General features: G+C 66.5%; 21 protein-coding genes. 13 read left to right on the forward strand and 8 right to left on the reverse strand.

Annotated elements, in window-relative coordinates:
• Nucleotides 1–51: 51 nt before the first annotated feature.
• Together VFB33_06110 and VFB33_06115 are read right to left on the reverse strand one after the other, a co-directional pair.
• Nucleotides 52–1,845, reverse strand: a complete 1,794-nt coding sequence (locus tag VFB33_06110) for a phospholipid carrier-dependent glycosyltransferase (GenBank protein ID HZO81252.1) — start codon at nucleotides 1,843–1,845, stop codon at nucleotides 52–54.
• Between the two features lie 84 nt (nucleotides 1,846–1,929).
• The gene (locus tag VFB33_06115; GenBank protein ID HZO81253.1) at nucleotides 1,930–2,859 is read right to left on the reverse strand and encodes a GNA1162 family protein; all 930 of its coding nucleotides are present in this window, start codon (nucleotides 2,857–2,859) and stop codon (nucleotides 1,930–1,932) included.
• A 259-nt stretch (nucleotides 2,860–3,118) separates the two neighbouring features.
• Here VFB33_06115 and VFB33_06120 point away from each other — a divergent pair, with 259 nt between their 5' ends.
• Genes VFB33_06120 through VFB33_06130 form a run of 3 tightly spaced genes read left to right on the forward strand, consistent with a single transcriptional unit; the run spans nucleotide 3,119 to nucleotide 6,088 of the window.
• Nucleotides 3,119–4,126, forward strand: a complete 1,008-nt coding sequence (locus VFB33_06120) for a glycosyltransferase (protein ID HZO81254.1) — start codon at nucleotides 3,119–3,121, stop codon at nucleotides 4,124–4,126.
• Between the two features lies 1 nt (nucleotide 4,127).
• Nucleotides 4,128–5,096: a formyltransferase gene (locus VFB33_06125; GenBank protein ID HZO81255.1), complete on the forward strand. Its 969-nt coding sequence runs from the start codon at nucleotides 4,128–4,130 to the stop codon at nucleotides 5,094–5,096.
• Between the two features lie 26 nt (nucleotides 5,097–5,122).
• Nucleotides 5,123–6,088: a GDP-mannose 4,6-dehydratase gene (locus VFB33_06130; protein ID HZO81256.1), complete on the forward strand. Its 966-nt coding sequence runs from the start codon at nucleotides 5,123–5,125 to the stop codon at nucleotides 6,086–6,088.
• A 21-nt stretch (nucleotides 6,089–6,109) separates the two neighbouring features.
• Here the strand turns inward: VFB33_06130 and VFB33_06135 are convergent, their stop codons facing one another.
• Nucleotides 6,110–6,775, reverse strand: coding sequence for an O-methyltransferase (locus tag VFB33_06135; GenBank protein ID HZO81257.1), 666 nt, complete (start codon nucleotides 6,773–6,775; stop codon nucleotides 6,110–6,112).
• Nucleotides 6,776–6,883: 108 nt separating this feature from the next.
• Here VFB33_06135 and VFB33_06140 point away from each other — a divergent pair, with 108 nt between their 5' ends.
• The 10 genes from VFB33_06140 (at nucleotide 6,884) to hcaB (ending at nucleotide 18,838) form a co-directional block, all read left to right on the forward strand.
• Nucleotides 6,884–8,131, forward strand: a complete 1,248-nt coding sequence (locus VFB33_06140) for an MFS transporter (protein ID HZO81258.1) — start codon at nucleotides 6,884–6,886, stop codon at nucleotides 8,129–8,131.
• Between the two features lie 160 nt (nucleotides 8,132–8,291).
• Complete coding sequence (locus VFB33_06145) at nucleotides 8,292–8,702, forward strand: plastocyanin/azurin family copper-binding protein (GenBank protein HZO81259.1); 411 nt, start codon at nucleotides 8,292–8,294, stop codon at nucleotides 8,700–8,702.
• Between the two features lie 183 nt (nucleotides 8,703–8,885).
• A complete protein-coding gene (locus VFB33_06150) occupies nucleotides 8,886–9,413 on the forward strand; it encodes a c-type cytochrome (protein HZO81260.1) in 528 nt (175 codons plus the stop codon).
• Nucleotides 9,414–9,738: 325 nt separating this feature from the next.
• Nucleotides 9,739–11,028 (forward strand): TolC family protein, encoded by a 1,290-nt coding sequence (locus tag VFB33_06155; GenBank protein HZO81261.1) that lies wholly within the window; start codon nucleotides 9,739–9,741, stop codon nucleotides 11,026–11,028.
• On the forward strand, nucleotides 11,029–12,153 hold the full coding sequence (locus VFB33_06160) for an efflux RND transporter periplasmic adaptor subunit (GenBank protein HZO81262.1): 1,125 nt from the start codon (nucleotides 11,029–11,031) through the stop codon (nucleotides 12,151–12,153).
• 9 nt (nucleotides 12,154–12,162) lie between these two features.
• Nucleotides 12,163–15,258 carry a CusA/CzcA family heavy metal efflux RND transporter gene (locus tag VFB33_06165; protein HZO81263.1) on the forward strand — a complete coding sequence of 1,032 codons (3,096 nt, stop codon included), beginning with the start codon at nucleotides 12,163–12,165 and terminating at the stop codon, nucleotides 15,256–15,258.
• 93 nt (nucleotides 15,259–15,351) lie between these two features.
• Nucleotides 15,352–16,197: an SMP-30/gluconolactonase/LRE family protein gene (locus VFB33_06170; protein HZO81264.1), complete on the forward strand. Its 846-nt coding sequence runs from the start codon at nucleotides 15,352–15,354 to the stop codon at nucleotides 16,195–16,197.
• A 40-nt stretch (nucleotides 16,198–16,237) separates the two neighbouring features.
• The gene (locus VFB33_06175; protein HZO81265.1) at nucleotides 16,238–16,705 is read left to right on the forward strand and encodes a redoxin domain-containing protein; all 468 of its coding nucleotides are present in this window, start codon (nucleotides 16,238–16,240) and stop codon (nucleotides 16,703–16,705) included.
• A gap of 62 nt (nucleotides 16,706–16,767) precedes the next feature.
• A complete protein-coding gene (locus VFB33_06180; protein HZO81266.1) occupies nucleotides 16,768–17,973 on the forward strand; it encodes a CaiB/BaiF CoA-transferase family protein in 1,206 nt (401 codons plus the stop codon).
• Nucleotides 17,974–17,998: 25 nt separating this feature from the next.
• The gene (hcaB, locus tag VFB33_06185; protein HZO81267.1) at nucleotides 17,999–18,838 is read left to right on the forward strand and encodes a 3-(cis-5,6-dihydroxycyclohexa-1,3-dien-1-yl)propanoate dehydrogenase; all 840 of its coding nucleotides are present in this window, start codon (nucleotides 17,999–18,001) and stop codon (nucleotides 18,836–18,838) included.
• Here the strand turns inward: hcaB and VFB33_06190 are convergent.
• The 5 genes from VFB33_06190 to VFB33_06210 form a co-directional block, all read right to left on the reverse strand.
• On the reverse strand, nucleotides 18,835–19,716 hold the full coding sequence (locus tag VFB33_06190) for a hypothetical protein (protein ID HZO81268.1): 882 nt from the start codon (nucleotides 19,714–19,716) through the stop codon (nucleotides 18,835–18,837). The two genes, hcaB and VFB33_06190, sit on opposite strands and share 4 nt — an antisense overlap.
• Nucleotides 19,709–20,872 carry a glycosyltransferase gene (locus VFB33_06195; GenBank protein ID HZO81269.1) on the reverse strand — a complete coding sequence of 388 codons (1,164 nt, stop codon included), beginning with the start codon at nucleotides 20,870–20,872 and terminating at the stop codon, nucleotides 19,709–19,711. Before VFB33_06195 ends, VFB33_06190 begins: the two co-directional genes overlap by 8 nt.
• Nucleotides 20,873–20,960: 88 nt before the next feature.
• Nucleotides 20,961–22,412, reverse strand: coding sequence for a hopanoid biosynthesis associated radical SAM protein HpnJ (hpnJ, locus tag VFB33_06200; GenBank protein ID HZO81270.1), 1,452 nt, complete (start codon nucleotides 22,410–22,412; stop codon nucleotides 20,961–20,963).
• 174 nt (nucleotides 22,413–22,586) lie between these two features.
• Nucleotides 22,587–23,678 carry a Zn-dependent alcohol dehydrogenase gene (locus VFB33_06205; GenBank protein HZO81271.1) on the reverse strand — a complete coding sequence of 364 codons (1,092 nt, stop codon included), beginning with the start codon at nucleotides 23,676–23,678 and terminating at the stop codon, nucleotides 22,587–22,589.
• Nucleotides 23,679–23,958: 280 nt separating this feature from the next.
• Nucleotides 23,959–25,350: hypothetical protein (locus VFB33_06210; GenBank protein ID HZO81272.1), on the reverse strand; the 1,392-nt coding region annotated here is incomplete at its 5' end.

The following is a 25,350-nucleotide window of genomic DNA, read 5'->3' on the forward strand; positions in this document are numbered from 1 at the left end:
GTCCAGATGAATACTTACAGCTACCGCCGGGCGAAACCAAGGGGCGTCAGCTCACGGGCCAACCTCGCAGCCGCGCGCCTGGGCGGGCAATGGGATGGCGCGGTTGTGGAGCGCGACCTTCTTGCCCTCGCATCCGATGATGGTGGTCGTGAGCGGATCGAGCACCGTGCGCAGATGCGTGAGGTCGGTCCGGTTGGCGACCAGCACGGCGCATCCGTTGCTGCGCCAGAGCTGCGCCAGATCGGTGTCGGTCGCGACGAAGCTCTCCCGCGCGTCGGGGCTGTTGCCGAACGGCGCGAGTTCCCCGCGATAGGCGACCAGCGCCTCGCGCCGGCCGGTGTAAAAGGGCAGCGACTGCACGAAGTGGCGATACGAGAGCAGGCGGCATCCGGTGCCCAGGTACGACGTCATCTCCCGCGCCAGCCGCCGGTACGAGCCGAGCGGCTGCGCGTCGATCCGCGCCTTGCCCAAAAAACCCAGCGCGACCACGACACCCACCGCGAGCGCGACGAGCGCGCCGCGCAGATGGCGCCCGCGCCAGGCGTCCGCCATGCACACCATCGCGCCCAGCGTCAGCGCAGCCGCCGCCGCGCATCCGTCGAGAACCAGCGCGAGGTTGAGGTAGAGCGAGAAGCGCAGCAGCGCGACCATCGCCGCCATCGCGAGTATCAGGCTCAGCAGCGCGACCGATCCCAGAACGCTGCGCAATGCGCTGACTCCAATCCGTGGCAGGCGGCATAGTCCGTAGCCGCCAAGAATCGCCAATGGGGGCAGCGCGGGCAGGATATAGGCGCCGAGTTTGGCGCGCGGGATCGAGAAGAACACGAAGATGACCCCGAACCACAGCAGCAGGAAGCGCATCGCGCTGCGAGCCTCCGCGGCATCAAGCGCCGCCGTTGCTTCGCTCGGGCGCAGCCGTCCATCGGCAGCCGCCTCGGCACGGACGGTGTCCGCAGCGGGCGGGTCGGCCGTTGCGCCCGCGCGCATCAGCTCGCGCACGCCGAGCGGCACAAAGCAGATCCACGGCCACATCCCGCCTGCGACCACGAGCACGAAGAAGTACGGTCCCCATCCGTGCTCGCTGCTCTCAAGGTAGCGTTGCAGATGCTCGTGGACGAAGAAGAAATGCAGAAAGCCGGGATTGCGCTGGGCAACCAACACGAACCACGGAACCACGATCGCGAGGTAGAGCGCGATCGCGGACGGCCACGGCATCCGCGGGATCTGGCGCACGCGCCTTTCCCATACCAGCCATGCGAATCCGACGGCGCCGGCGAGCAGCAGCGCGACCGGGCCCTTGGTCAGCGTCCCGGCCGCCGCACATATTGCCGCCAGCAGAAACCATCGCCGGCCCGCGCCGCTGCCGAAATCCGGCGCACGGGCAGCCGCCCAGAAGGCGCCCAGCGCTGCCGTGATGAACAGCGCGAGCGGCGGATCGAGGGTCGCAAAGCGCGCAAAGCCGAAGACCAGCGGGCTCAGCGCGAGCGCGGCCGCCGCGCCCAGGCCGGCGGCGACCCCGAACATCGCCTCGGCGAGCGCCGCGGTTATCACCACCTCGGCGACCGTGGCGAGTGCGGCGGGCAGACGGACCGCCAGTTCGGTCGGGCCGAGCGCTTCTATCGCGATCGCCTCCGCCCAATAGACCAGCGGCGGCTTCTCGAAGTAGCGCACCCAGTTATCGCGCGGCGTGATCCAGTCGCCGCTGAGCACCATCTCGCGCGCGATTTCGCCGTATCGCCCTTCGTCCGGCTCCCACAGGGCAGGGCGGCCGAGCGCGGGTAGATAGAGCAGCGCGGCAGCGATCGCGTACAGGAGCGGGCGCAGGAGGCGGCGGCGCGCGGCCATAACCGACAGAGTTTGCGGGCGGCCGCATGCGGCGTCAACCTTTGGCGCGCCCGCGCGGCACAGCGCGACGTTCAGGCGGGGACGCTAGGGGGACGGATCGTGCGCGAGAAGCTTGCCGCCGCGCGCTGGCGCCCCATGATTATTCGGCTGTTCGGGCTCGTGGTGGACGTCGCTCTCTTCGGCCTCGGAATCGCGCTCGAGCGCCTCGCGCGCGATTTCGAGCCGCGACTTTTCGGAAACCGGGACCCGCAGCACGATCTCGCGGCATACCTCTTCCTCCGAGCGCGCCAGCACGACGTCGCGCAACTGGAGCAGCGACTCGGCCGAATTGATCGCGATATCCTCGACCGTCAGCGCGGGCAGCAGGTTCACGCTGTAGCGGCTGCCGTCGAAGCTCACCAGCGCCTCGCCGTTGGCAGTCGAAACCATCCGGCCCCGCATCGAAACCTGCCACGCCGCGACGAGTGCGAGGTAGTACGCTTCGTAATTGAGCACCTCGCCATAGACCACGGCGTCGGCGCCGAGCCAGCGGCCGAGCGTCCGCGGGTCGACCTTTTGAAGGTCGGCTTCGTCGGTGATGCCGTGCGACTTGAGGACCGCGTCAATCCCGATCGGATTGATCACCTCGAACTCGCGCTCGGAGAGATAGGCGACCATCGCGCGACGCAGGCGCTGGGCATCGGTCCAGGCCCAGAGCGCGCGTTCGCGCTGGTTGCGGAAGGTCAGCGGAATCTTATCGACGACGAAGTTGGCGTTGCCGCGATCCGTGAACGGCAGCACGGCAACCCGCAGCGGCGCGTTGCGCTGGTAGTCGGGCGCGACCTTCACTTCGAGGCCGCCCGGATCAAGCTCGACGATCCGGTCGAAGAGGGTTTTGCGCCCGTGGGTCTCGCGCTGGTACTCGGGCTGGAAAAAAGGCCGGCGCTCCTCAGTGCTGGGAGCCACCCGGGCGCATCCTGCGAGCCCCACCGCTATCATCCCGACGCCAAAGCAGGCCAGCAGCTTGTGCGTCACAACACCCTGTTCCTCCTGACATCCCCCCTTCCCGAGAGCCGCGCCGAAAGGCCCTTGCTGGCATGTGCTCGCAAGATCCATGCTGCCGACGAGGCTCGCGAGTGGAACGGAAAATCAATCGCTTTCGCCTGCCGCCCGCCTGCGCTATCGTCTTTCACTCGGCAAGGTCGTCTGTAACAATTGCGCAACGACGCGGCGGTTGTAGGGCGCCACGCACGCTTGCCGGCGCATCGCGTGGCGGTCGATCCGGCGAAAGAATTTGAGCTCAGCCGAAAAAATTACCCCGATCATCAAGCCCCAGGCGGAACCGCCGGGCGCGCTGGTCTCGGTGGTGATTCCGGTCTTCAACGAGGCCGCCAACCTGCGCGCATTGTGGGCGCGGCTGGAGCCGGTGATGCGCGGATGCGGGCGGCTGTGGGAGGTGCTCTTCGTTGACGACGGTTCGTCCGACGGCTCGCTGGACATCCTGCGCGAGATCGGCGCCGGCGCGCGCGGCGCGGTGCGGGTGATCGAACTCGCGCGCAACTTCGGCCAGCACTCGGCGATCCTGGCCGGTTTTCGCCAGAGTCGCGGCGACGTCGTGGTCACGCTCGACGCCGACCTGCAGAACCCGCCCGAGGAAATACCGCGCCTGCTCGCGGCGATCGACGCCGGGGCCGACGTGGTCGGCGGATGGCGCGAGGAGCGCCGCGACCACGCCTACCGGCGCTACGCTTCACGCCTGCACAACCGGCTGACCTCGATGATCGTGGGCGTGCCGATGCATGACTACGGATGCATGCTGCGCGCCTACCGCAGGCACATCGTGGACACGGTCGTCGCCTGCGACGAGAAGGCGGCGTTCGTTCCCGCGCTCGCCAACTCCTTCGCCAAGCGCGTGGTGGAAATTCCGGTCGGGCACGATGAGCGCCAGGGCGGGCAATCCAAGTACAACCTTTTCCGGCTCGCGCACCTGAGCCTCAACCTGGTGACCGGGTTTTCGCTGATGCCGATCCAGGCGGTGAGCTTGGCGGGGCTGCTGGTCTTTGTGCTCGACACCCTGTTCGCGTTCCTGCTCGTCGCACATCGAATCCTTTACGGGCCGCAGGAAGAGGGCGCGCTGTGGACGCTGTTCGCGGTTGCCTTCTTCGTGCTCGGCTTCATCCTGCTGTCGATCGGGCTTATCGGCGAGTACATCGGGCGCATCTATATCGAGGTGCGCAAGCGCCCGACCTATATCGTGCGCGCGGTGCACGGCGACGAGCCCGAGCCGGCGGCGCGCCGCTGACGTGACTTCTGACGCCGCTCAGTCCGCAGACTCGATCCGCACCGTGCGCTGCGTGCTCTTCGCCTATCACGAGATGGGCTACGAGTGCATGGCAGCGCTGCTCGCGATGGGCGCGCCGATCGCGGCGCTCTTCACGCATCGCGACGACCCGCACGAAGAGGTCTGGTGGCGATCGTGCGCGGAACTTGCCCAACGCAGCGCGATCCCGGTCCATACGCCGGAGCGGCTCGACGCCGGATGGATTGACCGGATCGCGGCGATGCGTCCGGCGGTTATCTACTCCTTCTACTATCGCAACCTTCTGCCCGACGCGGTGCTGCGGCTGGCGGCGCTCGGCGCCTACAATCTGCACGGCTCCTTGCTGCCGGCCTATCGCGGGCGCGCGCCGGTCAACTGGATGCTCGTCAACGGTGAGCGCGAGGCAGGGGTGACGCTCCATCATATGGTCGCGCGCGCCGACGCCGGCGACATCGTCGCCCAGCGCGCGGTCGCGATCGACGACTCAGATACGGCGCTTACGCTCTATCGCAAACTGGTCCCGATGGCCGGCGCGCTGATACGCGAGATGCATCCGCTGATCGTCGCTGGATGTGCGCCGCGCCGTGCGCAGGACCTCTCGCGCGGCAGCTACTTCGGGCGGCGCCGTCCCGAGGACGGTGCGATCGACTGGCGATGGCCGGCGCGGCGCATCTTCAACCTGGTGCGCGCGGTCACCCATCCGTACCCCGGCGCGTTCTGTGCGTGCGGCGGGCGCAAGCTATTCATCTGGGAGAGCCGAATCGCCAACGAGGGCGGGCGCTATGGCGCGCCCGGCGAGATCGTCGCGATGGGCAAGGGCGGGGCGGTCGAGATAGCGGCGGGCGAGGGCAGCATCATCGTAACCCGCGCGCAGTTCGAGGGCGGCGCCGAGGGCGCGGCGGTCGAAGTGTTGACGGCCGCGGGCCTTGGCCCGGGCGCGCGTCTGCAATAGGGATTTGTGCAATCGGTGGAGGCAGCATGCGGGTTCTGATTACAGGCGGCGCGGGCTTTCTGGGCTCGCATCTGAGCGACGCGTTCGTCGCGCGCGGCGACGAGGTCTTCGTGCTCGATACCGGCGCGATCGCCAAGGTGCGCCATCTGCTCGACAACCCACGCTTCCATTACGTCCACGATTCGATCTTCAACCTCGAGCTGGTGGACAGCCTGGTCGCCAAGGCCGACCTCATCTACCACCTGGCCGCGGTGGTGGGCGTCGAGCACTACGTCGCCGACCCCTACGAGACGCTCAACGTCAACGTCAACGGCACCCAGAACATTCTCAAGGCCGCCTACAAGTACGGCCGACGCGTGGTGTTCAGCTCGACCTCGGAGGTTTACGGGCGCAACCCCAAGGTGCCGTGGAAGGAAGACGACGACCGCGTGCTCGGCGCGACCACGATCGACCGCTGGTGCTATTCGACCTCCAAGGCGGTCGGCGAGCACTTCTGCTTCGCCTATCACAAGCTCGGGCTGCCAGTAACCGTGGTGCGTTACTTCAATATCTACGGCCCGCGCCTTGACCGGGTGGACGTGGGACGGCTGTTTACAATCTTCATGGGCCAGCTTTTGCGCGGCGCCGACCTCACCGTGATCGGCGACGGCCGCCAGACGCGCTGCTTCACCTACGTCACCGACGCGGTAGCCGCGACCGTAGCGGCCGGACTCGACTCCGCCGCCGACGGCCATGCCATCAATATTGGCACCGACGTCGAAACTTCGGTGCTGGACTTCGCCAAGCTGATGATCGAGCTGTATGGGGCAACCAACTCGAAGATCAGGTTTGTCACCCAGGAAGAGGTGTACGGCAAGAGCTACGAGGACATCCCGCGCCGTGTGCCCGACATCACCAAGATGCGCACGCTGCTCGGCGTGACGCCCAAGGTCACGCTGCGCGAAGGGACCGCACTTGCGATGGAATGGTTCCGGCGCGAAATGGCCGGCTGAGCGCTGCCGCGGGCCGGGCACCTAAAGCTTGCACGCGATCGTTAGCCCGTCGGCGACGGGCAGCATGACCGCCGCGACGCGCCGATCAGCCGCGACGAAATCGTTGAAGGCGCGGATTGCCACGGTGTCCTCGCTCTGATCACGCAGGTCGGCCACCGCACCGCCCCATAGCACGTTGTCCACCAGAATAAGCCCGCCCGGGCGCGTGCGGCGCAGGATCTCCTCGTAGTAGTTGAGGTAGTTGGTCTTGTCGGCGTCGATGAAGGCGAAGTCGAAGCTTTCGCCGGCGCACAGCTCGCGCAGCGTGTCGAGTGCGGGGCCGAGCTTCAGCGTGATTCGGCTCGCCACGCCCGCCCGCTCCCAGTAACGGCGCGCGATCGCCGTCCATTCCTCGTTTACGTCGCAGCAGAGCAGGTGGCCGTCGGCGGGCAGCGCGCGCGCCACGCACAGCGCGCTGTAGCCAGTAAATGTGCCGACTTCGACCGCGCGTCGGGCACCGATCGCGCGCGCGAGCAGCGCCATCAGCGTGCCCTGCTCGGGCGCTATCAGCATCCCGGCGCGCCGTCCCAGCCTGCGGCGCGTCTCCGCGGCGAGCTCTTCGAGCAGCGCGTCACCGTTGTGCCCGCGGGCGAGCATGTAGTCGTACAGGCTGGAGTCGAGAGTGATAAATTTGCCACCCGCCGTCATGGGCGGATTCTAACATTGTCGCGCCGGCTTCATCTAAGTCCCTAGGCAAGGGCGGGCGCGATGCGCGACAATGCGGACGCGCACAGCGCGCCTGGGGAGGACCAGGAGATGGCCAATCAGGACCGCGCGGCCTGGCGGATTGCGGTCGCTCTGTTCGTTTCGCTCTTCTTCATCTGGGGCGTCGGTTACAACTGTTTCCCGATTTTCCTCCCTTCGTTTCTCAAGACCTTCCATCTGACCAAGGAGCAGGTGGGACTGGTGCCCGCGGCGCAGGCGATAACCGCCGGCGTCTTCGGACTCGTCATCGGCTGGCTGCTCGACCGCGTGCCGGCGCAATTCGTGATGGCGGTGGGCGCAGTGTTGACGGCGCTGGGAATCGGGGTCATGGCGCAGGCGGGTTCGCTCAACGGGCTGCTCGCGGGCTCGGTGATAACGGGAGTCGGGATGTGCGCGGCGACGATCCTGCCGGCCTCGATGGTTATCTCGAACTGGTTCGGCGAGCGGCGCGGCACAGCGCTGGGCCTGACGATGGCCGGGATGGAGGCAGGCGGGATGGTGATCACCGCGCTCGCCGGCTATCTCATCGTGGCCATCGGATGGCGCGAGGCCTACGTGTTGCTCGCGGCTCCGCTGATCGTGGTGGTGCTGCCATTGTATTTGATCTTTGTGCGCACGCGTCCACAGGCGGCGGCTTATACCACGGCCGCGCCAGCCGTCAGTGCCGAGGATGCGGCGCGCGCACTGCCCGGGCTTGAAGTTGCCGAGGCTCTTCACACGCGCGCGTTCTGGATGCTGGTGGTGCTCCAGTTCTGCTACACCTTTACCGTCGGCGGCGTCTTCATCCACCTCGTCCAGTACCTGCTCAACGTCGGTTACACCCAGGCGATCGGAACGCTGGTGGTGAGCGTGTCGCTGGGGCTTGCGCTGATCGGCAAGCCGGGTCTGGGCGCGTTGGGGGATCGTATCGGCGGCAGGAACGCACTCGGCCTGGCGCTCCTCATTGGCGCCGTGAACACGGTCCTGCTGCTGATGGCGAAGGAATACTGGGCGCTGGCGATCTTTACGCTGGTTTCCGGGATCACCGGCGCGGCGCCGATCGCGCTGGGGCCGATGGTTCAGGTCGAGACGCTGGGGCTTAAGCGCTACGGGTCAATCGCAGGCCTGCTCGGCATCCCGTTTACGCTGGGGGCGGCCACCGGTCCTCCGATCGTCGGGCACCTTGCCGACCTCGGCGCTGGCAGCTACGCCTCCGCATTTGAAGTCTGCGCCCTGATAGGAATTGTGGGCGCAGTGGCCGCCTTTCTGTGCGTGGCGCCCGCTCCTGGGCGGATCGGCGAGCTCGCCGAAGCCAAGTAGCCGGGGGGCGGGCGCGGCTTGGCGGCGGGTCGGGAAGGCGTTAGATTTACGTTAGCTGGACTAAAGTCCGGGAATTCGCGATATTAGGCCCAACCCCGGTAGCCATCGGGAAATAGGAGGCGCGGGCGGCTAGGGTCCGCCGCGTTAAGATCGACCGACCATGCATCAGAGCACTACCTTCAGCACCGTTCTCTACCGCGCGGGCGTCGCGCTTGTGGCGCTCCTCTTGCTCGCCGCTGTCGTTCCTTCGGGCGCCTCGGCCAAGGAAGTCGAGGTTAAGATGACCGACTCGCCGGCGGCCTTCGTTCCCGCAAAGGTCACGATCAAGGTGGGCGACAAGGTGGAGTGGGTGAATAGCGCCCAGTCGCTCCATTCGGTTGACGCCGACCCCGCCAACGCGCAGGACAAGGGCGACGTCGTGCTGCCCCCGGGCGCCAAGCCCTTCGACTCGGGTTTCATGGCGCCGGGCGCCAAGTACAGCTACACCTTCACCGTTCCTGGCACCTACAAGTACGTCTGCCTGCCGCACGAGAAGGACGGGATGAAGGGCGAGATCGTCGTCGAGAAGTAGGCGCGGCGGGGGAATCAGGTCGCGAGCCAGCCACTAGCCATTTCGCGTGCGCGAGCCGTTGCTGCGCCACGAGCCTTGGGCTATTGTGCCGTGCCGAAAAGGAGCCGAAGCGTGATCGTGCCGAGCAAGTGCATCCGCGCCGCCCGCGCCGTTGGCCGGGCCGCGCGGGTTTCGAATCGCAGGATGGCCGTGATAGCGGCGGCGATGGCCGTATTCGTCGGCGCCGGGAGCGGGGTTGCGTGGTCCTTCCCGTGGAGCATCGATATGTTCCGCGGGCCGGCGATCCAGCCGCTGGAGGCGGCGCCGCGCTCGATGCCGCAGGGAACCCTGCCGGTCAACGGGATGCGTCCGATGTCGCTCGAAGAGATGACGCTGAAAATGCACAACCCGCTCAAGCCAACCGCCGAGAATCTCGCCCACGGCAAGGAGCTGTTTAACAACACCTGTGCGCCGTGCCATGGCGAGAATGGCGATGGCAACGGTCCGGTCGCGCATCTGCTGCGCGCCCACGGCTTCGAACCCAAGAACCTGGTCACCGGCGTGGCCAAGAACCTGCCCGACGGTTACATCTACGGCTACATCCGCGACGGAGGTATCCACATGCCGTCGTACGCAGACGCGATGAACTCCGACGAGCGCTGGGACGTCGTGATGTACGTGCGCCAGCTCGAGGCGGAGGCCGCCAAGAGCCAGAAGACGGCATCGAAATAAGTAATCCGGCGCCTGGAACGGTCCAGCCGCCGGATCGACGGTTGTGAAAACGCAGAGCGCCAGCCCGTGTCGCGGGCAGGCGCTCTGCGCTTGGCGCCAGAGGTGAACCCCGCAGCGCGCTCGCTCGCACGGTTAAGCTCCGGTTGAGGCCACGTGGCTGCCGCATGCGCCGCACGGTCCCTTCTTCCGTACGCGCGCCTGGCCCGGTTTAATTGAATCCACACGGCCGTTCTCCGTGAACGGCGCTTGCGAAGGATCTGGCGCAATCGTCGCGCGCGGCGCGTCTTTCAGAACAGCGACCGGCCAGGCGAAGGGAGCCGGGCAGATGCGGATTCAGGCGAACAGGACGACGGCTGCGCTGATGGGCGCGGCGATACTGGGTCTTCTGGCGCCCGCGGCGCACGGCGCGCCGCCGGCCGCTCAGCGGCTCGACGCTGCCCAGCTCGTACAGGTCGCGCTTGAGGTTAATCCGCAGGTGCGTGCGGCGCGGGCGCGATGGATCTCGGCGGAACATTCCATCGAGCAGAACTTCGCCCCCAACGATCCGACCTTCACCTACGCCAACGTCGACAGTCCCACCAACGGCTTCGACCATGCCGCAGCGCACGGCCTCACCGTAAGCGACTCCTTTCAGTTCCCGGGCAAGGCGCTGCTCCAGGCGGACAACGCCAAAGCGGCGGCGCGGAGCGCGCGCCTGCAATACGAGGCTACGGCGCGCGACGTCCGCGCGGCGGTCGAAACCCGCTATTACCAGGTGTTGCTAGACTCTGCACTCTCCGCCGTGAACGCGGAGAATATCGGTAACCTCGAGCAGGTGCTCAAGGTGACGCAGATAGCGTATGCCGCCAACCAGGCCACCCAGACTGACTTTATCTCGGCCGAGTTCGACCTGGCGGCGGCGCGTCAGCAACAGCGCCAGCTTCGAGTCGCACAGGACAATGACCGCACGATGCTCAACCAGCTGCTCAACCGCCCGCCCGGCGAGCCGCTCGCGCTCGACGAGCGGCTGAGCTTCAAGCGCCTGGACATCCCGCTCGACGCGCTGGTGAGCCGCGCGGACGCGCAGCGCCAGGAGATTCTCCAGGCGGCGCTCGCCACGCGCAGCCGCGAGACCGCGCTCAAGCTCGCGCGTCTGGAATACGCGCCGGACTACACGGTCAGCTACACCTTCAACAACTATCTGATTCCCAGCGCGGGCCCCACCCTCAATTCGTTGCAGGATCACGGATGGGCGTTCGGTTTCAACCTGCCGGTCTTCTTCTGGCTCAAACAGAAGGAGGACGTGCGGCGCGCCGAATCCGACCTCGCGGCGGCGCGCGACGATCTCGGTTCGATTCGCAGCCAGACCGCGGCCGCGGTCACCACACTCTACCGCGGGGCGCAGCTCGCCTACGACACCGCCGTGCTTTACCGCGACACCCTGGGACCGCTGGCGCAGCAGGACTTCAAGGTTGCGCTGGTAGCCTACTCGGCGGGCAAGATCAATTTCGTGGCGCTGTCCGGAGCGCTGCGGCGCAACTACGAGGCTCGCGTAAACTACCTTCAGGCCGCCAACCAATTCGTTGCCGGCCGCATCGCGCTCGAGCAGGCGGTGGGGCAGCCGCTGGGCGAATAGATGAAGCTTCGCCGCACCATTGTCGTGGCGTTCGCAACGCTCGCGCTCGCGACCTGTTGGGGATGCGACAATTCGCGGCCGACGCGCGCCGCGGTCGAGGCCCCGCCGCCGCCGATTCCGCGAATTCTGCGCCAGCATGGCGGCGAGGAGTTACTCGAAATCGATCCCACCCGGCTGCCCGGCGCAGCCCTCGGCGAAGTGCGGATGGTCGAATTGCCGGCCGTGCTCGAGGCCAACGGCCAGGTGAGTTTCGACGACCGGCGCGTCGCGAGTATTGTGTCGCGGGTTGCCGGCCGAATCGAAGTGGTGCGCGTGTCGCAATGGGATAACGTGCGCCGCGGCGAGCCGATCGTCGCGCTCTACAGCCCCGACTTCATGACCGCCGAGGCCGAGTATCTACAGGCGAAACAGACCGCGCGCCTGAGCGGCTCGCCGGCGCTGGGCGCTGACAGTGGATTGGCTGCGTCGATGGTCGAGGCGGCCGAGCGCAAGCTGGAACTGCTCGGGATGGAGGCGGCGGACGTGCGCGCGCTTAGCGCGCCCAGTCCGACGGTGTGGATGCGCGCGCCAATCGGCGGAACCGTGATCGAAAACAGGGCCGTGCGCGGCGCCGCGGTTGCGCCGGGCGACGTGCTTTACACGCTCGGCACGCTCAACGACGTCTGGATCACCGCCGATATCTACGAAGACGACCTCGCCCGCGTCCGGGTTGGCCAGCAACTCGAGGCAGTCACCACCGCCTATCCCGACGACACGTTCAAAGGCGTGATTTCGCGCATCAGTCCCGCGATCAATCCCGACACTCACACCGCGCAGATCCGTTGCACGGTGCAGAACCCCGGACTCAAGCTCAAGCCGCGGATGCTGGCGCGGGTGCGAATTGTCACCCAGCCCGGGCGTGCGTTGGTCGTTCCGCAGGAGGCGCTGGTGTTCGATACCAACGCCTATTACGCTTACGTGCGGGTGGCACCGAACGCGATCGCGCGGAGAAGGGTGGCGCTCGCGTCGTGGAACGAGCGCGGTTACGCGCGCGTGATCTCCGGGCTCAGCCCGGGCGAGACCCTGGTCGTCGGCGGCTCGCTGCAGGTCAACGAGCTATGGCATCAGGCGCACGGGCAGGGCTGAGCGGCGGCGATGATCGGCCGGCTGATAGCGCTCGCACTCTCGCAACGCGTGGTCGTCGTCGGACTCGCGCTGGTCCTGCTGCTGGCCGGGCTTTACGCCTTCTCCGAGCTTGACGTCGAGGCCTATCCCGACCCGGTGCAGCCGATGGTCGAGGTGCTGACGCTGCCCAACGGTTTCAGTGCCGAAGAGGTCGAGCGGTTGGTGACGGTGCCGCTGGAGTACGGGCTGAGCGGGATGCGCAACCTGGCCGCGATGCGTTCGATCTCGCTGTTCGGGCTTTCCGATATCCGCTGTTACTTCACGTGGGAGAGCAACTATTACTGGGACCGCGTCCAGACCATCAATCGGCTCTCCTTTGTCAGCCTGCCGGCCGGAATCACTGCCGGCATCTCGCCCGAAAACCCGATCGGCGAGATCTACCGCTACACGGTCGAGAGCCCCGACCACGACCTGCTCAACGAAAAGACCATCAACGACTGGGTCGTCGCGCGCCAGCTCACCACCGTCCCCGGCGTGATCGGCGACAGCACGTTTGGCGGGCTCACCAAGCAGTACCACGTGGATGTCGATCCGCAGAAGCTCGCCTATTATCGCGTCCCGCTCTCGACCCTGGTAACCGCGCTCGCCAACTCCAACATCAGCTCGGGCGGCAACTATCTTGACGTCGGCGAACAGTCCTTCGACGTCCGCGGACTTGGTTTTCTGGAGTCGCTTGCCGACATCCGCAACGTGGTGCTGGCGGCGAACAAGGCGACCCCGATTACCGTGGGCAACGTGGCCGACGTCTCGGTCGGTTACGCGCCGCGCCTGGGCATCGTCGGGATGAACCGGCGCAACGAAGTGGTGTCGGGAATCGTCCTGATGCGCAAGTACGGCAATACGCTGGAAACCCTGCGCGGGGTGGAGGCCAAGGTCCACCAGCTCAACAGGTCCGGCATGCTGCCCAAGGGCTACAAGGTCGTGCCGTACTACGACCGCACCTCGCTGGTCGAGACCACGCTGCACACGGTGCTGGAGAACCTGGGCGTCGGGATGGCGCTGGTATTCCTGGTGCTGGTGTTTTTCCTCGGCAGCCTGCGCAGTGCCTTCATCGCCGCGATCAACATCCCGCTCGCCCTGCTCGGCGCGTTCACCCTGATGCGGGTCGAGGATACGCCGGCAAACCTGATTTCGCTCGGCGCAATCGACTTCGGAATCATCATCAATTCGACCGTCATCGTGCTCGAGAACATCCATCACTTTCTCGCACCGCGCGAGGCGCCGGCACGCGAGAGCGGCTACGGACGCACCCTGCGCGCGACTCAGGAGGTCGGGGGCCCGATCTTCTTCTTCACCCTTATCTTCGTGATTGCGTTTCTGCCGCTGTTCACGATGCGCGGCGTGGAGGGGGCGATCTTCTCGCCGATGTCGCGCACGTACGCGTACGCGCTGGCCGTAGCAATACTGCTGTCGCTTACGCTCACTCCGGTGCTCGCTTCGCTCGCCTTCGAGCGCGGCTTCCGCCAATTCAACAACCCCCTGTGGAACGCGATCGCGCGCTTTTACCACGGGCTCTTCGAGCGTCTGCTGCGCCATCCGTGGGCATGGCTGGCGGCGGTGGCGCTGATCGTCGTCGCCGGCTTCGCGCTCTTCCCTCGCCTGGGCGGCGAGTTCCTGCCCAAGCTCGAAGAGGGCAACATCTGGGCGCGCGCCACGATGCCGCTTACGATCTCGCTCGACCGCGGCGCGCGGCTGGCCAACCGGATGCGCGGCATCTTCATGTCGCAGCCTGAGGTCGCAGGTGTGGTCTCGCAGCTCGGCCGGCCCGACAACGGCACCGAGACGACCGGATTCTTCAACATCGAACTGTCAGTCGATCTCAAGCCGCATTCTGAGTGGCCGGCCGGCTTGACCAAGCCCGAGCTGATCAGGCGGATCGACGCGCGCCTGCGGCGTGAATTCCCCGGCGTCAGTTTCGACTACTCGCAGAACATCGAGGATAACGTCAACGAAGCGCTTTCCGGGGTCAAAGGCTCCAACTCGGTCAAAGTGTTCGGCCCCGACTTTGCGGTCGACGAACGCATTGCCAACCAGTTGGTCGAAGTGATGGGCAAGGTGCGCGGGATTGCCGACCTTGCGGTGTACCAGTCGCTCGGCCAACCTAACCTTGTGATCAAGCCCGACCGCGCGGCCTGCGCGCGCTACGGGCTGAGCGCCGGCGATATCTCGGCCGTGGTGCAGGCGGCGATCGGCGGCCAAGCCGCGACCCAGGTGTTCGAGGGCGACCGGCGCTTCGACCTTGTCGTGCGCTGGAAGCCGCAATACCGCCAGAGCCTCGACGCGATCCGCCGCATCCGCGTGACCACGCCCTCCGGCGCGGACGTCCCGCTCGCCCAGGTCGCCGACATCCGCACCGAGGAGGGCGCGTCGTTCATCTATCGCGAGGGGTTGGAGCGCTACGTGCCGCTGCGCTTCGCGGTGCGCGGGCGCGACCTCGAAAGCGCGGTGCGCGAGGCTCAGACGCTCGTCGCGCGCGAGGTGAAGCTGCCCGAGGGCGTTCATCTGGAGTGGGCGGGCGAGTACGGCGAGCTGCGGCAGGCCAACCGCCGGCTGCGGATCATCGTGCCGTTCGCCCTGCTGCTCATCGCGGGCGTGCTGTACTCGGCGACCACTTCGCTCATCGACACCTTGATCATCATGGCCCAGATCCCGGTCGCCTGCCTGGGCGGGATCCTCGGCTTGTACCTGACCGGCACGCCGTTCAGCGTCTCGGCCGCGGTCGGCTTCATCTCGATCTTCGGCATCGCCGTGATGGACGGCATCCTGCTGAGCTTCTATATCCGCCAGCTCTGGAACGAGGGCCATCACTTCCGCCAGGCGATAGTGATGGGTTCGGACCGCCGCCTGCGCGCGATGATGATGACCGACATGGTTGACGCGCTGGGGCTGTTGCCCGCTGCGCTCTCGACCCGGATTGGCGCGCAGACCCAGCGCCCGCTGGCGATCGTGGTGATCGGCGGCGCGCTTGCGATCCTGCTGCTCACGCGCATCCTTCAGCCGGTCCTCATCTACCTCTGCCATCGCCGGCTGCGCCTGGAAGAGGCGGCCGCCGACTCCGGACGCTAGAGCAGCGGAGACGGCCCGAATTCCTCCGCGCGTTCGAGCCAGTTCTCGCCCTACCCTGCGCCATGCTAAACGGGCAGAGGAGGACGGCGAACGATGCAGCTTGAAACTCTGGCCTGGGGCTACGGCCTCATCGAAGGACCTCGCGTTGACGAGCGCAACCGCCTCCACTTCAGCGACGTGCCCAACGGCGGCGTCTATCGGCGCAGTCCCGACGGCACGGTCGAGACGCTCATCCCGCGCCGGCGCGGGGTGGGCGGAATCGCGCTCAACGCCACGGGCGGAATCGTATGCAGCGGGCGCAGCCTGATCTGCTGGGAGGAGGCGACGCGCACCAGCCGCGACCTGTTTACCGAGTGGGAAGGGCGCGCGCTGCGCGGGCTGAACGACCTGACGGTTGACATTCAGGGCAGCATCTATGTCGGCTCGCTGGAGTTCGATGCGCTCAGCGCCGACAAACCGATTCCGGGCAACCTGTTCCGCGTCGATCCGCCCAACCGCGTGACTCTCTTATGGGAGGGAATTCAGATTACCAACGGGATGGGATTCAATCCCGACGGCAAGCTGCTGTATCATTGCGACTCGGCCACTGGCGCGGTATGGGCTTACGACGTGACCGCCGACCGCCGGCTCAAGGATCGCCGCGTCTTCGGCCGGTTGCCCGAGGGATGGCCCGACGGGATGGCGGTCGATGCCGAGGGCGGTGTGTGGGTGGCAGTCGTGCGCTTCGGTGAGGTCGTGCGTTTCAAGGCCGACGGTACGCTGGACCGGCGGATTAAGATGCCGGCGCAGATGGTGACGAGCCTGGCCTTCGGCGGTGCGGACATGATGGACCTGTACGTCGTAACCGCCGACAACACCGAGGACGCCGCGTGCAAGGGGACGATCTTCAGGATGCGGTCGGACGTTCCCGGACTGCCGGTGCCGAAGGCGCGCTTTTAGCACGGAACCAACGGGAGAACCCGAACAAGGAGAACACCAGATGGCTCTGCAAGTGGGAAAGCCCGCGCCTGACTTCACGCTGAAGTCGAACAAGATGAAGGATGTAAAGCTCTCCGAGCTGCGCGGCAGCAAGGTGTTGCTGCTGTTCGTGCCGCTGGCATTCACCGGCACCTGAACGAAGGAGCTTTGCAGCGTGCGTGACACGCTGAATGAGTACGAACAGCTCGGATGCAAGGTATTCGGGATTTCAACCGACAGCCCATTTGCGCTCGACGCCTGGGCGCGCGAGCAGAACTACCAGTTCCCGCTGCTGAGCGACTACAACCGCGACGTCTCGCGCGCGTACGACTCGCTGTACGAGGAGCTGTTGGGCTTCAAGGGCGTGAGCAAGCGCTCAGCGTACGTGATCGGCCCCGACGGCACGATTCGCTACAGCGAGGTGCTCGAAGACGCGCGCCAGATTCCCAACCTCGACGCTATCAAGAAATGCCTTAAGGAGATTGGCTAGGCCGGGCGGGCGTCGGCGCCTGTGGCGTCGGCGACCGAGGCGGCCGCCGATTGTGGTGCGGGATGCCCCATACGCTTGACGGAACCGTCGTCGTTGACCTCACCCAGAACGTCGCCGGCCCCTATTGCACGCAACTGCTCGGCGACTTTGGCGCCACCGTTATCAAGATCGAGCGCCCGCTGGTCGGCGACGACGTGCGCCGCTATGCCCCCGCATGGCGCGGCGGCGAGGCGGAGGCGGGCGACTCGGCCGCCTACCTCGCCTACAACCGCAACAAGCAGAGCGTCTGCATCGACTTCGACCATCCCGAGGGCGCCGCGATCCTGCGCCGGCTGGCCAAAGACGCTGACGTCTTCGTGCACTCGCTGAAGCCGGGCAGCGCCGAGTCGCGCGGCCTGGGCTGCGACGACCTGCGCGCGGCCAATCCGCGGCTCATCTACGCCGCGATCAGCGGCTTCGGCGAGAGCGGTCCGCTGCGCAACTTGCCGGGCTACGACCCGCTGGGCCAGGCGCACTCCGGGATCATCAGCGTCACCGGCCATCCGGGCGCCCCGCCGGCGCGCGTGGTCGTGCCGATCGTCGATATGGGCTCGGGCCTGTGGCTGTTCACCGGCATCCTTGCGGCGATCATCGAGCGCGGCAAAACCGGCCGCGGCGCCAAGGTCGGCGTGAGCCTGCTCGAAACCGGCGTCGCGTGGACCACGCTGCACATGAGCAACTACATGGCCACCGGCGAAGTGCCCGAGCGCACCGGCTCGGCATCGCCCGCCGCGGCGCCCTACGAGGCGTTTGCGACCGCTGACGGATGGATCATGGTCGCGGCCGGCAACGATCGGCTCTACGCGCGGCTGAGCGAGTTGCTTGGCGTCCAGCACACGCTCGGTGACCCGCGCTTTGCAACCAACGCGGCGCGCGTCGCCCATCGCGGCGAGCTGCACGCGCTGCTCGAAGAGCGGACGCGCACGCGCCCGACCGCGGCGTGGGTCGCGGCGCTGCGCGAGGTGGGCGTGCCGTGCAGCCCGATTAATCGGTTGGACCAGGTGCACGACGACTCGCAGGTCGCGGCGACCGGGATGATCAAGCATATCGACGGTTTCCGTGTGCCCGGCTTCGGAATCGTCGACGTCGCGGTCAACGTCAACGGCGAGAAGGCGGTGCTGCGCTCGATGCCGCCGCGGCTGGGCGAGCATACCGACGCCGTGCTGCGTTCGGCCGGCTACTCCGAGAGTGAGATCTCCCGTCTGCGCGCCGCAAAAGCGATCGCCTAGGCGGCGCGCGGAGGCCCGAGGGGAGGTGAGAGACGCGATGGGATGGCTGGAAGGGCAGGTCGCGCTGGTGACCGGTGGAGCCTCGGGGCTGGGCCGCGCGATCGTCGAGCGCTTCCTTGCGGAGGGCGCGCGAGTTGCGATCCTGGACCGCGCCCATGATGCGATCGAGCGGCTTCAGGAGGATTTGCGCGGGCAACGCGACCGCCTGCTGACCTTCGAAGGCGACGTCACCAACTTCGAGGACAACCATCGCGCAGTAGCGGTCACCGCGCGCGAATGGGGCAAGCTCGATTGTTTCGTCGGCAACGCCGGCATTTGGGACTTTTCGACCTCGCTTGCGGCGCTCCCCGCCGATGGCGCCAAGCTGGGCGCGGCCTTCGACGAGGTCTTCGGCGTCAACGTCAAGGGATGCCTGTTCGGGGCGCGCGCGGCGATGACGGCGCTGGCGCGCAGCCGCGGCAATATCATCTTCACCGTCTCCAATGCCGGCTTTTATCCCGACGGCGGCGGGCCGCTGTACACGGCCTCCAAGCACGCAGTGGTCGGACTGGTGCGTCAGCTCGCCTACGAGCTTGCGCCAAAGGTCCGCGTAAACGGAGTCGCCCCGGGTCCGATTCCCACCGATCTGCGCGGGCCGCAGGCGCTTGGGATGGGCGAGCGATCGATCGCCTCGCTGCCGCTGGAGGAGTTCGTGCGCCGCGCGATGCCGCTCGGGCGCGTGCCCGCGGCGGCGGACTATACCGGCGCTTACGTGCTGCTCGCGTCGGCGGGGAATTCAGGCACGACCACCGGTGCGGTCATCAACTGCGACGGCGGGATGGGCGTGCGCGGCTTCATGCGCACGGCCGGCGGCGAGAAGCTCTAGCGCGCCTTCGCGTCGAGGTCGCCGGCGGCGAGCGCCACCCCGGCGATGAGCGTGAGGGCGAAGGCCCCGACGCGCATCGCGGCGCCCAACGAATCGCTCGGCAGCCGCTCGCCGAAAGCGGCGATCCCCCCGACTATCGGAATCAGGTTGGAGAACGCCGACGAAATTGGCATTGCGATAATTCCTCGCCCAAGCGCGAACGCGTTCTGCAACACGATCAACCCCGCCACGTTAGCGGTGACGATCAGCCAGGTCCAGGGACTCAAGGCCAGCGCGTGGGCCACTGCGGCGGCGCCCTGCACGCCCGCCAGCGTGTCGGCCAGCGCCTTGGTGTAAAGACTGCCCATCCCGAATGCCAGCCCCGACGCGATCGCGAAGCCGGTGCCGCTTTCGCGCAGCCGTGTGGCGCCGATCGGCGCGATCGCCAGCGCCACAGCGATCACCGAGGCTGTGGCGAGCGCGTCAGGATGCAGCGCGCCTTCAGCCGCGCCGGCCCCCAGCGAGACCGCCAGCATCGACGCCGCCACGAGGAAGGCGCCGATCCCGAGCCATTCCCGAAACTGCGCGCGCTCGCCGAGGAAGAGTACCGCCAGGAGCACGAACAGCGCGATACCGCCCTGCATCGCCACCGCCATCAGCGAAACCGGCGCGCCCGCGAGCGCCAAGACGTATAGCGCATAGCCCGCGGTTTGGATCACCAGCCCGCCGGTCCATACCGGATCCCGCAGCCACACCAGCACCGCCCGTGTTGCGTTGCGCCCGCGCGCGATCGGCAGCGCCTCCGCCCGGCTCTTCATCATCAGCAGGCCCAGCGCCAACAACGTGCTGGCGAACAGGCCCAGTCCAAGGCACAGGGCGAGTTGGCGACCGCTAGCCATCGGCGACCTCGCGCATCACGCCGTCGCGCGCGACCCTGAAGCGTCGCCCGCCCCATTCCACCGTGTTGCCGGCGATGCTCACAGCCCATATCGCCGCCATGATTAGATCCTTGAGCGGCGTTATCCATGCGTCGCGCGCGAGTTCGGGGAGCCGGAGCACCTTTGCAGTGATCAGCGCCGCCATCACGATCCGTGCCGCAAGCACGACGGCAAACGCGGCTAGTCCGAACGTGCTGGCGCGCGTCGCCGCGAGCAGTACGGTCGCCCACAACGGGCCGTTGATGAAGATCGTGAGCAGACTCTCCGGTCGTACGATCCGGTAGGTGCGCGCCCAGCGCAGCTTGTGCCGCCAGAAGTCGGCGAAGCCGGCTTCCGCAGAGACGGAGGTCACGATCGAACTCGAAAGCCTGGCTTTCCAGCCGTGGTCGGTGACCGCGCGCCCGAGTTCGTAGTCGTCGGCGAGTTTGTCGCCCAGGGGACGGACGCCGCCGGCGGCTTCCAGCGCGGCGCGGCGCACGGCGATCGTCGCGCCGAGCGCATAGCGCATCGGTTCAATCGCCGACGACAGCATCACCATCGGGGCGAAGTCGGTGTTGATGAACAGCGCGCCCAAGCGCGAGGCGAAAGAGCCGGCCGAGCGTGCACGGTACACGCAGGTCACCAGCCCGGTACGCTCGTCGGCGAACAACTCGCCGATGATGCGGCTTAGATGGCCGCGTTCGACCGCGATGTCGGCATCGCTCAGTACGAAGGCCTCGGCGCGCTCGGCGCGCTCGGCCATCCGGATCACCTTGGCGATCTTGCGGTTCGGCACGCCGGGCTCGTCGCCGACGACGAGCGTGATGCTCGCGTATGGGTACTGGGTGCGCAAAGCGATCGGGGCCTCGACGGCGCGGTCCTCGTAGCCGGCGACGGCGAAGAAGAAGTCGGCGCGCGGATAACCGTCTTCGAGGTAGCTGGCGAGATTGTCGAGCAGTCTGGGGCTCAGCCCGCTGAGCGGCTTGAGCACGGCGATGCGCGGCGGCGGCTTGGGCAGCGCAGGAGCGGGTGTGGCGGCGTGGCGCGCGAAGCGCGCTGCTGCCACGCCCGCCGCCGCATAGTAGAGCAGCGAGGCTGCGCTGCCGAGCTCAGCGAGGACGAGCAGGGCGCTGCTCACGGCGAAATCGGATGGACGGCAGGCACGCCGGAACGCGGCGCCTCTGCGCCGCGCGCGGACGGCGCCGCACGGCGCAGGCGCGCCGGAGTCAGGCCGAAGCTTGCTGGGGGCGCGCCGCGGCGGCGGTGGCGCGCCGCTGGCGCATCGTGGAGAGGAATTGCACACCCTCCTTGAGCAGCCGCTTGCACTCCTCGGTCGAGGTCGCCATCTTGCGCACGGCCTTGAAGATATAGCGCGGACGAAAATAGAAGCTGCGGTAGAAGCGCTCCACCGCTTCGTAGATCTCCTCGTTGCTCAGGCCCGGATAGGTGATTGTGCACTTCTGATAGCCCGACTCGTCGAGCAGCGGATTGACCGCGAGGTAGCCGTTCTTGACGACGTAGTCGTACAGTTCGGTTCCCGGATAGGGCGAGGCGAGCGAAACCTGAATCGTCTCGCAGTCCATCTCGCGCGCAAAGCGCATCGTCTCCGCGATCGTCTCACGAGTCTCACCGGGAAGGCCCAGGATGAAGGTGCCGTGGATCAGGATGCCGAGCTCGTGGCAATCGCGGGTGAAGCGGCGCGCGCGATCCAAACGCACGCCCTTCTTGATGTTCTTGAGGATCTCGGCGTTGCCGCTTTCGTAGCCGACAACGAACAGCCGCAGCCCGCTGTCCTTGAGCACCTTGAGGGTTTCGTAGTCGACGTTGGCGCGCGAGTTGGTTGACCAGGTGATGCCCAGGGGCTTGATGAGTTGCGCGATCCTGCGCGCGCGGCCGGGGTCGGCCGTAAATGTGTCGTCGTCGAAGAACAGTTCCTTCATCCTGGGGAACTTGCTCTTCATCGCAGCGACTTCTTCGTACACGTTTTCAGGGCTGCGCACGCGGTAGCGATGGCCCTGGGTGACCTGCGGCCACAGGCAGAAGGTGCAGCGCGCCGGGCATCCGCGCCCGGTGTACAGCGAGACGTACGGGTACTGGCAGTAGGGGCTGTTGTAGCGCAGATAGTCGAGGTTGCGCTCATACACTTCGGTTACGAACGGCAGCTTGTCGAGCTCTTCGTTGGTGAGCTGCGCGCGGTCGGGGTTGTGATAGATGCGGCCGTCCTTGCGGTAGCTGATTCCGTTGATCCTGCTCCACTCCCAACCCTGCGCGACTTCGACCATCGAGTGGTCGAACTCGCGCCGTCCGGCGATGTCGATCGCTTCGGAGATTTTCAGTGTCTCCTCCGGTGCCGCGGTGGGATGGCCGCCGACGAAGGCGATGATGCAGTCGGGGTTGGCCGATTTGATCGCCTCGGCCGTCCGCGCGTCCATCCGCAGCGACGGCGTCGAGGTATGAACCACCACGAGGTCGTAGTTCTTCGCTTCGGCTACCGTGCGCTCGACGTTGTAGCCGTGGGGCGGTGCGTCGAGCAGGCGCGCCCCGGGAATCATCCCTGCCGGATAGGCGAGCCAGGTCGGATACCAGAAGGACCAGACCTCGCGGGTCGCCTGGTAGCGCGAGCCCGCGCCGCCGTCGAAGTCCTCGTAGGAGGGCGGGTTGAGGAAAAGGGTCTTCATCACGTCCATGCGCAGGTCGTCTCCGCCTAGCCTGTCCGATTGGTTAGGCCCGAATATACAAAGCCCGGTGGGCGCGGGCAAGAAGACGGCGAAACTCCGGCGCTTTCCAGCATTAACACCGGGCTTACGGCCTCGGGCGACGGCTCAAAGCGGGCCGTCGTTTGTCTGTCGGGCTTAGAACTTGATCACGCTGCGCGCGACCTCGCCCTGGCGCAGCAGGTCGTAGGCCTCGTTGACGCCCTCGAGCGGAAAGGTGCGCGAGACCAGCTCGTCGATCTTGATCTTCTTTTCCATGTACAGGTCGATCAGCATCGGCATGTCGATCCGCGGACGGGTCGAGCCGTAAAACGAGCCGATCAGCCGCTTCTCCATCATGGTGAAGACGTTGGGGTTGAGCGTGATCCGCGCGCTCTCGGGCGAGACGCCGACGATCGTGCAGGTGCCGTGGCGTGCCGTCATCTTGAAGGCGAGCTCGATCGTCTTGGCCGTGCTGATCACCTCGAAGGCGTAATCGACGCCGCGCCCGCCGGTCAGGTCCATCACCGCCTTGAATGGGTCGTCCTTGGACGGATTGACGAAATGCGTGGCGCCGAAGACCCGGGCGAAGTCGAGCTTGTTCTGAAGCAGGTCGATCGCGATGATCTGCTTGGCGCCGGCCAGCGCCGCCCCCTGCACGACGTTGAGCCCCACACCGCCGCATCCGATCACCGCCACCTTCGAGCCGGGCTGGACCTTGGCGGTGTTGATCGCCGCGCCGATGCCGGTCATCGTGCCGCAGCCCACGAAGCATGCGCGGTCGAGCGGCACGTCGTCGCGGATCTTGATCGCGCAGCTCTCGTCCACGATCGCCTCCTCGGCGAACGTCGCCGAGTAGGAGAAATGAAAGATCTGCGTGCCGTTTTTGCTCAGCCGGGTGGTGCCGTCCATCATCGTGCCCAGCCCCTTGGGCCGCGTCTCGCACAGATGCGGCATCCCCTGCGTGCAGTAGTAGCAATGCCCGCACACAGGCGAGAACGAGAGCACGACGTGGTCGCCCTCCTTGACCGAGCGCACGCCAGGTCCGACTTCGGCGACGATTCCGGCGCCCTCGTGGCCGAGCACGATCGGCAGCGGCATCCGCATGTCGCCGGTCATCACGTGCAGGTCGCTGTGGCAGGCGCCGTTGGCGGCGACCTTCACGCGCACTTCGCCGGCCTTGGGTGGCGCGAGCTTGAGGTCCTCGATGACGAGCGGCTTGCCCGGTTCGTACAGTACGGCTGCCTTCATCGGCGTTTCCTCCACAGGGCGGATAGCTGGCGCGGCTAACTTAAGTGCGAAGCGCGCAGCCTGTCAATCGACGTGACGGCGTCGAGCGGATGGCGATTGCCCGACGCCGTCGGGCGCGCTAGCGTCGCCCGCAACGGGAAAACACGCGGCGGCAAACCTGGCGGATACGTGTTGGCGATGATTGTGGCGGCGGCGCCGGAAACGGTCGCGCAGGGCGACGACTGGGAGCAGGTTCCGTCGGCGCCCGGGGAAGGCGCGGCGCCACCGATTTTCTGATGCCCTATGGCGAGACTTGAGTGATCGCGGTTCCCCAATATTCAAAGCCGGGGATTAGCCCAGTTGCGTATTCGGCGCCCAGCCATACGCTGCCGTCGCTGGGATCAGCGCTGGCGCCCGAATAGTCGCCCCATCGCGGCGGCGAAAGCGTGTACGTTGAATCGCCGGCGCGAGTGACGGAGAGATTGGTCAGCTGGTTTGCGATTCCGGCCTTCTGCATCGCGCCGCACGCCGACGCATACATGCTCGCCGACGAGCAGCTGAAGGCCACGAACAGATCGCCCGCGCCGTCGGTGCGAACCGCCGGGAAATAGTAATAGTTGCCGGGGTCGCCGTAGTCGAAATCCTGCGCCACGCTGATCGTCGAACCAATCGATATCTCAATGAACCTCAGGCACGAGCGAACGGTGCTGTCGCCGGGCGGCTTGCAGGCATCGTTGGCAGAAACCCACAGCGACCCGGAGCCCTGGCGGTAAACGGCGTCGAGCAGGCTATCGTCGTTGGTGTCGAGCAGCACGCTCGTTCCGGCTTGTTGTGCATTGGGCGGAATCGAGAGCGGGCCGATCGGCAGCGCAGTAACCTGCGCCTGGACAGAACCGGTGGCCGGACTGCCGGTCACCGTCCATACATCGAGGGTTGAGGTTGAGGCGAGGCCGGAATTCACGGCGGCCATGTACAGGGTGTTGGTGGTCGAATTGATTTGCTGGGCGGGTTCGATTGCCACGTCGCCCTGGTTAGGCGGAAACAGCGTGCCGGCGACCTGAGATGCTCCGCTTACGAGCGCGTTCTTGTCGAGCACGATGAACTCGCTCCCTTGGAACTTGTAGCTGTTAGTGCCGATTTGCGAATATCCATCGCCGGTCAAGATCACCTTGTCGCTGCTCATTCCCATCTTCGGAAAATCGGGGAAATTGCCGGTCGTATGATCGGGATTGATGATGCCGGAGGTCGGAATTACGAGACAAAACCAGTTCCCTGAAGGGTCGTTGCTCGCCGAAACCAGCAGGTTCCAACTGGCGTCGCCGATTGGCGCGAAGGTGGTGGTCGAGATGAACCATCGGCCGGAGGCGACGTCGAAAAGCACCCGCGGGTCGCTGACGCTATCGGAAGAGTTCTTCGTGCAGGAGGTTGTGGCGAGATTGACTCCGGCCGAACCCGAGGTGTCGTACATTGTGCCCATCGAGTTCACGGCTTCCATTAGCATCGTAGTTGCCGACGTGCCGGTGCCGACTGTCCCGGCGGCCACGGTGGTGTCGGGCGGGACGAAGCCGCCGCCCGAGTAGAGATTCATCGCGTCGAACTTCGACAACGTATGAACCGGCGCCGTCACGCCGGACGAAACCGGGACCGCCGTAGGAGACGGCGATGGCGATGGCGATGGCGATGGCGATGGCGA

It is taken from the genome of Candidatus Binataceae bacterium (assembly GCA_035650475.1).
Taxonomy (GTDB): domain Bacteria; phylum Desulfobacterota; class Binatia; order Binatales; family Binataceae; genus JAKAVN01.